Below are 13,049 nucleotides of genomic sequence, written 5' to 3' on the forward strand. Positions count from 1 at the left end.
CGAAGTGAACGATGGTCGCGGCCGCCCTCCCCTCGTGGAAGCGCGGCGCGACGAATCTCCTACGACTTGCGCAGGTCTTCCTTCTCGGCCTCGGTGCGCGGCAGGGCGCCCGTGGACTTGTTGGCGGCGACATCGTCGGACGGATCGTCCTTCAGGCCGTCCTTGAAGGCTTTGATGCCCTTGGCCGCGTCGCCCATGATGCCGGACAGCTTGCCGCGCCCGCCAAACAGCAGGGCCACGACCGCGATCACGATCACCCAGTGGATCCAGCTCATGCTACCCATGACGACGATGCTCCTTGCGACAGCGGCCCATTAGCCGCTGTGGCGTGTCGTTACAATATCTCTGACAATATAGGCCGACGCGAGGCGGGGGGCAAAGCGGCGCCGCACGATAAGCGGGCGCCTGCGACGATGTGTAAAGCCCCTAGCCCCGCTCCAGGTCTCCCAGGAAATCCTGAGCGAATTCCGGCGCCTCGTCGCCGTCCTCCAGCGGGTCCTCGTCCTCGCCGGCCCGCAGGCCCATCGGATCGGGGACGGAGAAGCCCGGCGGCAGGTCCAAGGCCAGCAGGCCGGCCGCGCGCATCTCGGCGATTCCCGGCAGGTCGCCCAGGGTCGCCAGACCGTAGTGCTCGAGGAAGGCGTCGGTGGTGCCGAACGTCACCGGGCGACCGGGCGTGCGGCGGCGGCCGCGCATCTTGACCAGGCCCAGCTCCAGCAGCACGTCCAGCGTGCCCCGGCTGGCCTGGACCCCGCGCACCGCCTCGATCTCGGCCCGGGTGACGGGCTGGTGGTAGGCGATGATCGCCAGGGTCTCCTGGGCGGCCTTGGACAGCCGCCGCGGCTCCTCGCGCTCCTCGGTCATCAGGAAGGCCAGGTCCGTAGCGGTCTGGAACCGCCAGCGGCCGGCCACCTGCACCAGTTCGATGCCGCGGCCGACATAGCGCGCGTGCAGGTCGGCCAGGCCCGCGCCGATGTCCGCCCCCTCGGGCAGGCGCTTGGCCAAGTCCTCGACGCTCAGCGGCTCGGCCGCTGCGAACAGCAGGGCCTCGATGCAGCGGGTGGTGAAGAGCGGGTCGATGGTCATGGATAAATCCTCCCCCTGTGGGGGAGGTGATCGCGCAGCGATCGGAGGGGGGATACGGCCGAGGTGGGACGACTCCCCCCACCGGCCCGTTCGGGCCGCCTCCCCCACAGGGGGAGGATCTTGGAGGACGGGCTCATACGATCGGCTCCAGCGGCTCGGCCCGCGTGCGCAGGTAGATGTCCGAGAAATGCTCCATCTGCCGCGCCTCGAGGATCCCTTCCTTCACCAGCTCCAGGCTGGCCGACAGGGTCGAGGCCAGGTAGCTGGCGGGGCTCGGGCCGTCCGGATCGTCCTCCCAGCGCTCGACCGGGGCGACGCCCGACAGGGTGGTCCAGTCCTTCATCTCCGGCAGCAGGTCGCGCAGGCGGTCGCGGGCGTCCTCCAGCGGGTAGGCCTGGGGCGGGCGCGGGGCGTAGTGGCGACCATGCTCGCGCTTGCGCTGGGTGATGTAGGCGGTCATCAGGGCGTAGAGGTCGCCCTCGAAGCGGGTCGAGGAAACGATCTTCACCGCCTCCGGGTCGCCGCGCATGAACACGTCGCGCTTGAGGATCGGACGCTCCTTCAGGGCCTCCACGGCCTTGCGCATCACGTCCAGCTTGGCCAGGCGGAAGGCCAGCTGGGCGGCCATCTCCTCGGCCGGCGGCTCCTCGGCCTTGGGACGCTCGGGCTTGGGCAGCAGCAGGCGCGACTTCAGATAGGCCAGCCAGGCGGCCATCACCAGATAGTCGGCGGCCAGCGAGAACCGCACGCGGCGGGCCTGCTGCACGAAGGCCAGGTACTGCTCGGCCAGCTTGGTGATCGACAGCTGCAGCAGGTCGACCTTCTGGCTGCGCGCCAGGGCCAGCAGCACGTGCAGCGGACCTTCGTAGCCGTCGATGTCGATGACCAGCGCCGCACCGTCCTCGGCCGCCTCGTTGGCGGCCTCGAAGTCGAGGGTGGGCTGGAAGCCCGTGCTCACGCAAAGCGTCCGTCAAAAGCCGCGTCGAACCGGGCGCGGGCCTCCGCCACGTCCAGCGGCTCGGGAACCTTGACCAGCCGGCCCATGACCGCCTGGACCCGCCGACGGGCCTCGCGCGATAGCTTGCCGACGCCGGACATCACCGCCTTCATCTCGGCCATGTCGCCGTTGCAGTGCAGGACCACGTCGCAGCCGGCGGCCAAGCTGTCCTTGGCGCGCTGCTTGAAGTCGCCCGACAGCGCCTTCATCGACAGATCGTCGCTCATCAAAAGTCCGTCGAAGCCGATGGATTCCCGGATGATCTTCCTGATCGCCTTCTTCGACGTCGTGGCCGGACGGGACCGATCGATCGCCGTGTAGACGACGTGGGCGGTCATCGCCATGGGCATGTCCGACAGCACGCGGAACGGCGCGAAGTCGCGGGCGTCCAGCTCGGCCAGCTTGGCCTTGACCACCGGCAGCTCCAGGTGGCTGTCGCTCATGGCGCGGCCGTGGCCGGGGATGTGCTTGATGATCGGCAGCACGCCGCCGGCCAGCAGGCCCTCGGCCGCGGCGCGGCCCAGGGTCGCCACCTGCTGCGGCGTGTCGCCATAGGCGCGGTCGCCGATGATCTCGTGGCCCTGTGGATCGGGCACGTCCAGCACCGGCACGCAGTCGACATTGATGCCCAGCGACAGCAGGTCATGGGCGATCAGGCGCGCCCCCAGGCGGGTGATCTCGCGGGCGACCAGGGGGTCGTTGGCCACCAGCTCGCCATAGGCGCGGCCGGGCGGATAGGTCTTCCAGTGGGGGGCGCCCAAGCGGGCGACGCGGCCGCCCTCCTGATCGATCAGGATCGGGGCGTCGGCGCGTCCGACCGTCGCCCGCAACGCCGCCGTCAAGGCCCGGACCTGGTTCGGATCGGCGATGTTGCGCTTGAACAGGATGAAGCCCCACGGCTTCACGTCCCGGAAGAACGCAACCTCTTCCGCCGTCAGAGTGGTCCCGGCGCAGCCGAGAATGGCGGCGGAAATGCTGGCCATGGGCCCTGCTCCCCTATTTCACGAAGCAGGATTTGCCGGCGGCGCTGAGGGCGTCGCAGAACGCCTTGGCCTCGGCGCGGCTGGCGAAGCCGGTGACGGCGGTGCGGTAGAGGGTCGTGCCGTTCTTGTCGATCGCCTCGACCCGCTTGCCCTTGCCCGCGGCCAGGCCCGGTGCGATGCGGGCGGCGTCGGACCAGGCCTTATCGGCCAGGGCGGTCGAGGACAGGGCGCCGATCTGCACGCTGGCCGGGCCGCCGGCCGAGGCGGTGGGCGCCGGCGCGGCGGCGGGCTTGGTCGCGGCCGGAGCGGTGGCGCGCGGCGAGACCGCGGCGGTGGCCAGGCCTTCGATGGTCTGGGCCGGCTTGGCGGCGGGCTTGGTCGCCGGGGCGGCCGAGACCGGCGCGCTGGGGCCGGCCGGCGCCGGCTTGGCCGGCTGCAGGGTCGCGGTCTGGACCGGGGCGCTGGGCGGCGGCGGGGTTGGACGGGCCAGCGGCGCCTCCGGCTGGGCGGCGAAAGTCGGCGAGGCCTCGGGCGCCTCGCTCTTGTAGATCTGCAGGCCCGAGGCCGGATCGGCCGGCTGGGCGGTCCCGGCCGGCGGCGCGGCCTTCATCTGGGCGACGGGCTCGCCGACGGTGCGCGGCGGCTCATTGGGGCCGCGCACGCCGCCGCGATAGATCAGCAGCACCGCGACGACCAGGGTCGCCAGCACCACGGCGCTGATGATCAAGGTCATGGGCAGGGGCCGCGAGCCGCGAACAGGCTGACGCGCGTCGAACGAGAGCGGCGCATCGGTGGGCGGCGTATAGGCGCCGCGGTGGGGATCGGACATTCGCGTCGAGGCTCCAGACTTCATGCGCGCGGGATCGCTCACAGCGAATCGGACGCGCGCCAACATAGTTTATCGGAGCCCGGGCCCGCCCAGAACTACCCGTGAACATCGCCGCCCCGCTTTCGCGCGGGCTAGTTCCAGACGTCCAGCTGGAACAGCTTGCGATGTTCCTCGATGGCGAACCGGTCGGTCATGCCCGCGATGTAGTCGCAGACGACGCGAGCGCGGCCGGCCTCGTCGCGGTTCTGCGACCGGGCGAACCATTCCGACGGCAGGACGTCGGGCTCGGCCAAGAAGAGATTGAACATCTCGGCGAGAATGCGGCGCGCCTGGCTGCGCGTCCGATTGACGCGCCAGTGGCGGTACATCCGGGCGTGCAGGAACTGGCGCAGCCGCGCCAGGTCCTCGGCCATGTCCGGCGAGAAGGCGACCAGGGCGTGGTCCAGGGCGCGGACGTCCTGGGCCGATTGCACCCCGGTGGCGGCGGCGCGCTGCAGGGTCTCGCCCATCACGTCGTCGACCATGGCCCCGATCATCCGTCGCACGGCCTCCAGCCGGGTCAGGCGCGGGTCCAGGTCCGGGCGCTCGCTGCGGACGGCGACCAGGATCGGGCCGATCAGCGGCACGTCCATCAGCTCGTCCAGGGTGAACAGCCCCGCCTCGACCCCGTCGTCGATGTCGTGGTTGTTGTAGGCGATGTCGTCGGCCAGGGCCGCGACCTGGGCCTCGGCCGAGGCCCAGGTGTTCAAACCCAGCTTGTACTCGCTGTCGTACTTGGAGATCGCCTTCCACGACGGCTTGCCCAGCTTCTCGGTCACCGGGCCGTTGTGCTTGATGATCCCTTCCAGCGTCTCCCAGGTCAGGTTCAGGCCGCTGAAGTCCGGATAGCGGCGCTCCAGCTCGGTGACGACGCGGAAGGTCTGGACGTTGTGATCGAAGCCGCCGAACGCCTTCATGCACGACTGCAGCTCGTCCTCGCCGGCGTGGCCGAACGGCGGATGGCCGATGTCGTGGCCCAGGGCGATGGTCTCGGCCAGGTCGCTGTCCAGGCCCAGCGCGGTCGCCAGCGAACGCGCCACTTGCGCCACCTCCAGCGAATGGGTCAGGCGGGTGCGGAAGTTGTCGCCCTCGTGGGCGACGAACACCTGGGTCTTTTCCTTCAGCCGGCGAAAGGCCGAGGTGTGGATGATGCGGTCGCGGTCGCGGGCGAACGGGGTGCGCGTGCGGCTCTCGTCTTCCGGGAAGCGGCGGCCCAAGGACTTGGCCGGATCCTCGGCGTAGGGGGCGCGCTGGACGAAGAAAGGAGACGACGACATGGAAGGCCTTTGCTGATCGCCCCTTTCCCTGGGGCGCGCACGCCCTCATATAGGCGAAGTATGGATTTTCCACAGCCATGACCGACACCGCCGTAACGCTTTCTCCCAACGCCGCCCGCCGGCTGCAGACGATCTCGGAGGCCGAGGGCCATCCGGTGATGCTGCGCGTCGCCGTCGACGGCGGCGGCTGCTCGGGCTTCCAGTACCGGTTCGACCTGGTCGACAGCGCCCAGCCCGACGACCTGAAGGTCGAGCGCGACGGGGCCGCGGCCCTGGTCGACGTGATCTCCCTGGCCCTGCTCAAGGGTTCGGAGATCGATTTCGTCGACGAACTGGCCGGCGCGGAGTTCCGCGTGCGCAACCCCAACGCCAAGTCCAGCTGCGGCTGCGGCGTCAGCTTCTCGATCTGAGGCGGCTCAACTTTTAGGTTGTGCTACGCGTTCGCTTATGCCAAAAATTGAGAACAAACCATAAACGGGTTGCGCAGGGCTCGCGCTGGAGAATGGTCGAGAGGATGGCCGCGCCGAAAAGCCAATTGAATCCGGCCCGCTCCAGTCGCAGGATCGACCCATGACCCGCGAAGAGATCGAAGCCAAGCTGGAGGCCGTCGAAGCGCGGACGGAAACCCGCTTCGTCGAACTTAGCGGTAAGATCGATCGGCTGGGTGAAATCCTCACCGGCGAACGCGGCGTCCTGGCGCAAATGGCCGCTCTGCGAACCGATATCTTCGCTCAGATGGCGGCGCTCCGAACGGACGTCTTCGCGCAGATGGGCGCTCTGCGGACAGACACCTTGGAACAGATGGCGACCTTGAGGGACGACATCTCCACGCAAATGGCGGCGTTGCGAACGGATACGTCTACTCAGATCGCCGGCCTGAAGGAAGACGCCACCGCGCAGATGGCGGCTCTCAAGGCCGACAACGTCGCGCAGACGCTCGCCCTGAAAGCGGACAATAAAACCACGCGCTGGACTGTGATCGTCACGATGATCACCTCGGTGTTGGCCGCCGCGGCCCTGGTCTTGAGCGTGCAGGCCAATCTGTTGTCGGCGTTCCAGGCCGGGCAGCCGCAAGGCGCGATGTCGGCGCCGCGCTGACCGGCCTGCGGGAAATCCGGAACCGCGACTTGAGCGGGCCGCCCATGCGCCCTAGCCTCCCGCCGCCGACTGGAGCCCTCGATGCGCATCGCCACCTGGAACGTCAATTCCGTCAACGCCCGCCTGGAACGAGTCCTGGAATGGTTCGAATCGGCCGCGCCCGACGTGGCTGTGCTGCAGGAGATCAAGTGCCTGGACGAGAAGTTCCCGACCGAGGCCTTCGAGCGCCTGGGCTACAACGTCGCCGTCCACGGCCAGAAGACCTATAACGGCGTGGCCTTGCTCTCGAAGTTCCCGCTGGAGGACGTGCGCAAGGGCCTGCCCTTCCTGCATGACGACGAGGTCGATGAGCAGGCGCGCTACATCGAGGCGGTGATCGCCGCCCCGACCCCGTTGCGGATGGTCGGCATCTACCTGCCCAACGGCAATCCGATCGGCACCGAGAAGTTCGCCTACAAGCTGGCCTGGATGAAACGCCTGCACGCCCACGCCCAGGGCCTGCTGGCCCTGGAGGAGCCGCTGGTCATCGCCGGCGACTACAACGTCATCCCCGAGGTCGAGGATGTGGCCAATCCCGAGGCCTGGCTGGGCGACGCCCTGTTCCAGCCCGAGAGCCGGGCCGCGTTCCGGGCCCTGAGGAACCTGGGCTTCACCGACGCCTATATGCAGGCCGACGGCGCGCCGGGCGGCTACACCTTCTGGGACTACCAGGCCGGCGCCTGGCCGCGGAACCTGGGCATCCGCATCGACCACCTGCTGCTATCGCCCCAGGCGGCCGACCGGCTGGCCGGCGTGGCGATCCACCGCGACGAGCGCGACAAGGAAAAGCCCTCGGACCACGTGCCGGTGGTGGCCGAGCTCGACCTCTGAAACCCGTCTGTTCGAAATCAGGGACTCCCGCTAGCCTGATCCCATGAGCGAACTCTGGCGTCTCTTGCTGCTCGTGACCTTGTCGGCCTCCGCGGTGACCTTCGTGGGCAGCGCCGCCATCTGGTTCATGGACGAGGAGCGCCGGATCCGCCGCGCCCTGCGCCATGTGCTGAAGGGGCCGCCGGAGACCGTGATCGTCGCCAAGGGGCGCGGCCGGGGCGCGGGCTTCAACTTCACCACCAACCAGGCCGCCGTGGCCTGGGACAGCGGCGCCTGGTGCCTGATCTACCGCATCGACGAGTTGATGGGCGCGGAGCTGTCGGTCGACGGCCAGGTCATCGGCCGGGTGTTCCGAGGCGAGCAGCGCCGGGCCATCGACCAGATCGTCCAGCAGGCCGCCCAGGTGACCCTGAAGCTGATCTTCGACGACCCGCGCCATCCCGACTTCGAGCTGGACCTGTGGCTGGAGGGCGACCAGCAGCACCGGGAGAGCCGCTCGCCGGCCAACGCGATCCAGGAGGCCAACCGCTGGCTTCTGCGCGCCGACGCCATCGTTCGCCGCCCGCTGGCGCCGAGAGCCAGGGCCGCGCCGCCGTCCGAGCCGTCCCTCCAGTCGCGGCCGTCGAGCGTCGAGCCGGACGTCGCCCGCGCCGCGCACAAGCCCTACACGCCCGCCCTGGAGGCGGTCAGCGCCACGTCGCCGCAGGCGCGCCCGACCGCCACCGCGCCGCTCTTCGACGAGATCGGCACCACCGCCGATCCGGCGGAAGCCCCCTGGGACGACGAATTGAGGGAAGACGACGAACTGGGGAACGCCCTGGACGACGATCCCCCGCTGATCCTGGAAAAGACCTACAAGCCGGTCTCCAAGGCCGACCGTCCGTCCCGGAACGACCAGGACGAGCTGCCTTTCGACCTGGACGATTGATCCCGTTTGACTCCTCGCGCGTTTGACCGCCCAAATGCCTTGTCCGCTTGCCTTGCGAGCCTTGGGGAGTCCCGATCGATGCGCCTGGTTCTCGCCGCCGTCCTCGCCGTTTTCTGCGCCGCGCCGGCCCTGGCCGCGCCCCGACCGCTGGCGCTGACTCCGGCCGACACGGATCGCGACGGCGTGGTCAGCACCGAGGAGGCGGCGACCTGGCTGGATCGCGATCGCGGGGTCATCGTGCCGGTCAGGCTGGGCGCCTCGGCCCGCGCTGCGGCGGCGATGGAGCAGCGCCGCACGATGTTCGACCAGGGCCTGCTGCGGCCCAACGACTTCCGCGCCCCCGCGCCGGAGGACCGCCCGCCGGAAGACCTATTCTACAAGGATTTCAAGAAGATCAAGAAGTAGGCGAGGCGGCGCTCGCCGCCGTTACCAAGCCCGTGGGAGATCCGGATGTCCGTTTCGCGTCCCCTTGCAGCCCTGGCGTTCGGCGCGGCCCTGCTGGCCCCTGCCCTGACTTCCGCCCAGCAAACCCCTCGCCTCCGGCTTGACCTGGCCGACACCGATCATGATGGGCAGGTCAGCGACGCCGAGCGCGCGGCCAGCCTCGCCGAGGCCGACGCCGACCTCGCGCCGGTCGCCGCGCCGGCCGATCCGCAGCCCCGGCTCCGACACGTCGCCCACGATCTTCCTCCAGGCCCCCTCGACATGGCCCGGCGGATCGTCCCGCCCAGCGAGTTCGAGACCCTCTTGGAATATCGCTTCAACCGCGAGGTCGAGCGGCGCGGAAAAAGCAAGGATTGAAGCGCCGGCGCGGGCAGTTCAAAACGGCCCGCCACGGTCCGCCGGAGAGTCAGATGACGAAATCGCTTGTCGAGGCGCGCGCCCGGCTTCGCTGCCTGGTCGGCGTTTGGGACGGCGCCGGCCAGGTTTATCCCAATCCGTTCGGGCCGGACGGCCTGACCTCGGGCCGCTGGACATTCAGGATGGATCCCGACGCGATAAACCTGATCGGGGACTACGCCGAGGAACGCGCCGGCGGACATCGCTTTCACGGCCATGGCGTCCTGACGATCGACCCGGAACGCCTGGATGCGATCTGGTTCTGGTTCGACACCTATGGATTCCCGCCCACCGCGCCGGCCCGCGGCGGGTGGGACGGTGATCAGCTGACGCTGGAGAAGACCACCCCGCGCGGCGCCGGCCGGACCCTGTTCAGGATCGACGGCGACCGGCTCCTGCACGAGGTGTCGGCCCGACTGAATGGCGAGGAGACCTTCCGCCAGATCTCCTCGATGACCCTCGCCCGGATCGACGCGGCGGAATAGCGCTTCAGATGTCGGCGTAGACGTGGGTTTCTTCGGCGGCGCCCGGATGGGTGGTCGCGCCCAGATAGGCCGGTCCCACCAGCTGGGCGAACTTCCAGATCGCGCCGCTGTTGTAGTCGTGCCGACGCGGCTGCCAGTGACGACGGCGGTTCTCCAGCTCAATCGGATCGACCTCGAGGTCGATCGTGCCCTTGGTGGCGTCGATGCTGATGATGTCGCCGTCCTGGACCAGGGCGATCGGACCGCCCACGGCGGCTTCCGGCCCCACGTGACCGATGCACAGGCCACGCGTGGCGCCCGAGAAGCGGCCGTCGGTGATCAGGGCGATGTTCTCCACGCCCTGGCCGTAGATGGCGGCGGTGGTCGACAGCATCTCGCGCATGCCCGGCCCGCCCTTGGGGCCTTCGTAGCGGATGACCAGGACGTCGCCTTCCTTGTAGTCGCGGTTCGACACCGCCTCGAAGCAGGCCGCCTCGCCGTCGAACACCCGGGCCGGGCCACGGTGCACCTGGTGCTTGAGGCCGGCCACCTTGACGATGCCGCCGTCGGGGGCCAGCGAGCCCCACAGGCCCACCACGCCGCCGGTCGGCGACAGCGGATCGGAGACCGGGCGGATCACGTCCTGATCGTCGCGCCAGACCACGTCGGCCAGGTTCTCGGCCAGGGTCTTGCCGGTCACGGTCATGCAGTCGCCGTGCAGCAGGCCGGCGTCCAGCAGGGTGCGCAGCAGCATCGGCACGCCGCCGGCCTCGCCCATGTCCTTGGCCACGTAGCGGCCGCCGGGCTTGAGGTCGGCGATGTAGGGCGTGCGGGCGGCGATCTCGGCCACGTCCTTGAGGGTGAACTCGATGCCGCACTCGTGGGCCATGGCCGGCAGGTGCAGGGCGCCGTTGGTCGAGCCGCCGGTGGCGGCCACGACCACGGCGGCGTTCTCGAACGCCTTGCGGGTGCAGATGTCGCGTGGCCGGATGTTCTGCTCGATCAGCCGCATCACCGCCTCGCCCGAGGCCACGGCGTACTGGTCGCGGTCCAGGTACGGGGCCGGCAGGGCCGACGACAGCGGCAGGGCCAGGCCGATCGCTTCCGACACGCAGGCCATGGTGTTGGCGGTGAACTGGCCCCCGCAGGCGCCGTCCGACGGACAGGCGTGCTGCTCCAGTTCGCACAGGGTCTTGGCGTCCATGGTCCCGGCCGCATGGGCGCCGACGCCCTCGAACACGTCCATCACGGTGATGTCGCGGCCCTGGAAGCGGCCCGGCAGGATCGAACCGCCGTACAGGAACACGCTGGGCACGTTCAGGCGCAGCATGGCCATCATCATGCCCGGCAGGCTCTTGTCGCAGCCCGCGACGCCGACCAGGGCGTCATAGCCGTGGCCGCGCATGGTCAGCTCGACCGAGTCGGCGATCACGTCGCGGCTGACCAGGGACGAGCGCATGCCCTCGTGGCCCATGGCGATGCCGTCGGTCACGGTGATGGTGCAGAACTCGCGCGGGGTGCCGCCGGCCGCCTTGACGCCCTTGGCCACGGCGTTGGCCTGGCGCATCAGGGCGGTGTTGCACGGCGCCGCCTCGTTCCAGCACGAGGCCACGCCCACGAACGGCTGGGCGATCTCCCGCGTGCCAAGGCCCATGGCGTAGTAATACGAGCGGTGCGGCGCGCGGGCCGGCCCTTCGGTTACATGCCGGCTCGGGAGTTGCGACTTGTCCCAGGTGCCGTCGGGTTTCTTGGTCATGATCGTACGCCTTCCAAATAGTGCGCCGTGGTTAGCTCAGCTGACGGCGCGACGGAAGGGTTGGACGCCGAGTTTTTACCGGAAACCGGGCGCTCGACGCCCGTTTCATTGCGAACGGTTCGCGGAAGCATGGCCGCCGCGCATGATCAAACCCCTACTCCTCCAGGCTGCCGCGCCGTCGGCGCCAAGCGGCTATACGGCGGGGCCAGAATAATGGTACCGGTCCCAATGACACCGCTCCAGCACGAGGGCGGACCATTGCAGGAAGGGACCCGCCGCCATGACCACTACCCCCGCCCGGACCTTGCTCCGCAGCGCGATCCTGGCCTCGGCCCTGGCGGCGCTTCTGGCGGGATCCGCCTCCGCGCAGAATAAGCCGGCCATCCGCCACATCGCCATCGACGCCAAGGCCCCGACGACACCGCGCGACCGCTTCTACGACCTGTCGGTGGGTTCGGACTATCCGGGCACCCTGCTGCGCGACGACAGCCTGGCCCAGATGAAGACCGCCCGCGACGAGCTCGGGTTCCGCTATGTCCGCTTCCACGCCATCTTCCACGACGTGCTGGGGACCTATCGCGTCGTCGACGGCAAGCCGGTCTATGACTGGACCAAGATCGACCAGCTGTACGACCGCCTGCTGAAGATGGGCGTCAAGCCGTTCGTCGAGCTGGGCTTCACCCCCGACGCGATGAAGACCTCGGAACAGACGATCTTCTACTGGAAGGGCAACACCTCCCACCCCGACCCCAAGCAGTGGGCGGCCCTGGTCGACGCTTTCGTGCGCCACTGCCAGCAGCGCTACGGCGAGGCCGAGGTGCGGTCCTGGTATTTCGAGGTCTGGAACGAGCCCAATCTGGACGGCTTCTGGGAAAAGGCCGACCAGAAGGCCTATTTCGAGCTCTACGACAACACCGCCCGGACCATCAAGGCCATCGACCCGGCGCTGAAGGTCGGCGGCCCCTCGACCGCCGGCGCGGCCTGGACGCCCGAATTCCTCAGCCACGTCCAGGCTTCGGGCGCGGGGGTCGATTTCGTCACCACCCACACCTACGGCGTCGACGGCGGCTTCCTGGACGAGAAGGGCCAGCAGGACACCAAGCTGTCGCCCTCGCCGGACGCCATCGTCGGCGACGTGCGCCGCGTGCGCCGCGAGATCGAGGCTTCGTTCAAGCCCGGCCTGCCGCTGTATTTCACCGAGTGGAGCACCAGCTACACGCCCCGCGACCCGGTGCACGATTCCTATGTCAGTGCGCCCTACATCCTCAGCAAGCTGAAGGCCAGCGAGGGCCTGCTGCAGGGCATGAGCTACTGGACCTACAGCGACCTGTTCGAGGAACCCGGCCCGCCCTCCGCGCCATTCGAGGGCGGCTTTGGCCTGATGAACCCGCAAGGGATCCGCAAGCCGGCCTGGTTCGCCTACAAGTACCTGAACCAGCTGGGCGACAAGGCGGTGAAGGTCGCCGACGCCGAGACCTGGGCCACGGCGGACAACGGTGGCGTCCAGGCCCTGGTCTGGGCCTTCCGCCAGCCGGTCCAGGCGGTCAGCAACCGCCCCTACTACACCAAGGTCCAGCCGACCCGCGACGTCGAGCCGGTCAGCCTGGACCTGAAGGGCCTCAAGCCCGGCCGCTACGACGTGCAGATCTTCCGCACCGGCTTCAAGGCCAACGACGCCTATACGGCCTATCTGGAGATGGGCTCGCCCAAGACGTTGAGCCAGCAGCAGGTCAGTGACCTGAACGCCTTGACCACGGACAAGCCCGAGACGCGGGCCCTGACCATCGGCAAGACGGGCGCTGCCAGCGTGTCGGTGACGATGCGGGCCAATGACGTGGTGCTGGTGAAGGTGGCGCCGAAGTAGGCGCTCGGCATTCAAGAC

At 69.1% G+C, this 13,049-nt stretch carries 15 protein-coding genes; 8 read left to right on the forward strand and 7 right to left on the reverse strand.

All coding sequences use genetic code 11. The annotated features are described in order from the left end of the window. Positions 1-59: 59 nt before the first annotated feature. The 6 genes from J2X41_RS03660 to J2X41_RS03685 all read right to left on the reverse strand — a co-directional run bounded on the left by J2X41_RS03660 (position 60) and on the right by J2X41_RS03685 (position 5,211). Positions 60-284: a twin-arginine translocase TatA/TatE family subunit gene (locus J2X41_RS03660; RefSeq protein WP_028040730.1), complete on the reverse strand. Its 225-nt coding sequence runs from the start codon at positions 282-284 to the stop codon at positions 60-62. Between the two features lie 142 nt (positions 285-426). Beyond that, positions 427-1,086: an SMC-Scp complex subunit ScpB gene (gene scpB, locus J2X41_RS03665; RefSeq protein WP_310079683.1), complete on the reverse strand. Its 660-nt coding sequence runs from the start codon at positions 1,084-1,086 to the stop codon at positions 427-429. A 133-nt stretch (positions 1,087-1,219) separates the two neighbouring features. Next, positions 1,220-2,044 (reverse strand): ScpA family protein, encoded by an 825-nt coding sequence (locus tag J2X41_RS03670; protein ID WP_310079684.1) that lies wholly within the window; start codon positions 2,042-2,044, stop codon positions 1,220-1,222. Then, a complete protein-coding gene (nagZ, locus tag J2X41_RS03675; RefSeq protein ID WP_310079685.1) occupies positions 2,041-3,066 on the reverse strand; it encodes a beta-N-acetylhexosaminidase in 1,026 nt (341 codons plus the stop codon). Before nagZ ends, J2X41_RS03670 begins: the two co-directional genes overlap by 4 nt. A gap of 13 nt (positions 3,067-3,079) precedes the next feature. Further along, on the reverse strand, positions 3,080-3,895 hold the full coding sequence (locus J2X41_RS03680) for an SPOR domain-containing protein (RefSeq protein ID WP_310079687.1): 816 nt from the start codon (positions 3,893-3,895) through the stop codon (positions 3,080-3,082). Between the two features lie 131 nt (positions 3,896-4,026). Continuing rightward, positions 4,027-5,211: a deoxyguanosinetriphosphate triphosphohydrolase gene (locus J2X41_RS03685; protein ID WP_310079688.1), complete on the reverse strand. Its 1,185-nt coding sequence runs from the start codon at positions 5,209-5,211 to the stop codon at positions 4,027-4,029. A 77-nt stretch (positions 5,212-5,288) separates the two neighbouring features. Here J2X41_RS03685 and erpA point away from each other — a divergent pair, with 77 nt between their 5' ends. The 7 genes from erpA to J2X41_RS03720 all read left to right on the forward strand — a co-directional run bounded on the left by erpA (position 5,289) and on the right by J2X41_RS03720 (position 9,432). Then, on the forward strand, positions 5,289-5,621 hold the full coding sequence (gene erpA / locus J2X41_RS03690; RefSeq protein ID WP_310079689.1) for an iron-sulfur cluster insertion protein ErpA: 333 nt from the start codon (positions 5,289-5,291) through the stop codon (positions 5,619-5,621). Between the two features lie 160 nt (positions 5,622-5,781). Continuing rightward, positions 5,782-6,309: a hypothetical protein gene (locus tag J2X41_RS03695; RefSeq protein ID WP_310079691.1), complete on the forward strand. Its 528-nt coding sequence runs from the start codon at positions 5,782-5,784 to the stop codon at positions 6,307-6,309. Positions 6,310-6,390: 81 nt separating this feature from the next. After that, the gene (xth, locus tag J2X41_RS03700) at positions 6,391-7,179 is read left to right on the forward strand and encodes an exodeoxyribonuclease III (protein ID WP_310079693.1); all 789 of its coding nucleotides are present in this window, start codon (positions 6,391-6,393) and stop codon (positions 7,177-7,179) included. Positions 7,180-7,222: 43 nt separating this feature from the next. Beyond that, a complete protein-coding gene (locus tag J2X41_RS03705) occupies positions 7,223-8,107 on the forward strand; it encodes a hypothetical protein (protein WP_310079695.1) in 885 nt (294 codons plus the stop codon). A gap of 78 nt (positions 8,108-8,185) precedes the next feature. Next, positions 8,186-8,512: a hypothetical protein gene (locus J2X41_RS03710; RefSeq protein WP_310079696.1), complete on the forward strand. Its 327-nt coding sequence runs from the start codon at positions 8,186-8,188 to the stop codon at positions 8,510-8,512. A gap of 45 nt (positions 8,513-8,557) precedes the next feature. Further along, complete coding sequence (locus J2X41_RS03715; RefSeq protein ID WP_310079697.1) at positions 8,558-8,908, forward strand: hypothetical protein; 351 nt, start codon at positions 8,558-8,560, stop codon at positions 8,906-8,908. 53 nt (positions 8,909-8,961) lie between these two features. Then, positions 8,962-9,432, forward strand: a complete 471-nt coding sequence (locus J2X41_RS03720; RefSeq protein ID WP_310079699.1) for a hypothetical protein — start codon at positions 8,962-8,964, stop codon at positions 9,430-9,432. A 4-nt stretch (positions 9,433-9,436) separates the two neighbouring features. On the opposite strand, the gene ilvD is transcribed toward J2X41_RS03720, so the two are convergent. Beyond that, on the reverse strand, positions 9,437-11,167 hold the full coding sequence (ilvD, locus tag J2X41_RS03725; protein ID WP_310079700.1) for a dihydroxy-acid dehydratase: 1,731 nt from the start codon (positions 11,165-11,167) through the stop codon (positions 9,437-9,439). A gap of 280 nt (positions 11,168-11,447) precedes the next feature. On the opposite strand from ilvD, the gene J2X41_RS03730 reads away from it, so the two are divergent. After that, on the forward strand, positions 11,448-13,031 hold the full coding sequence (locus J2X41_RS03730) for a GH39 family glycosyl hydrolase (RefSeq protein WP_310079702.1): 1,584 nt from the start codon (positions 11,448-11,450) through the stop codon (positions 13,029-13,031). The last annotated feature ends 18 nt before the right edge of the window (positions 13,032-13,049 follow it).

This window comes from Caulobacter sp. BE254 (genome assembly GCF_031457295.1).
Taxonomy (GTDB): Bacteria; Pseudomonadota; Alphaproteobacteria; order Caulobacterales; family Caulobacteraceae; genus Caulobacter.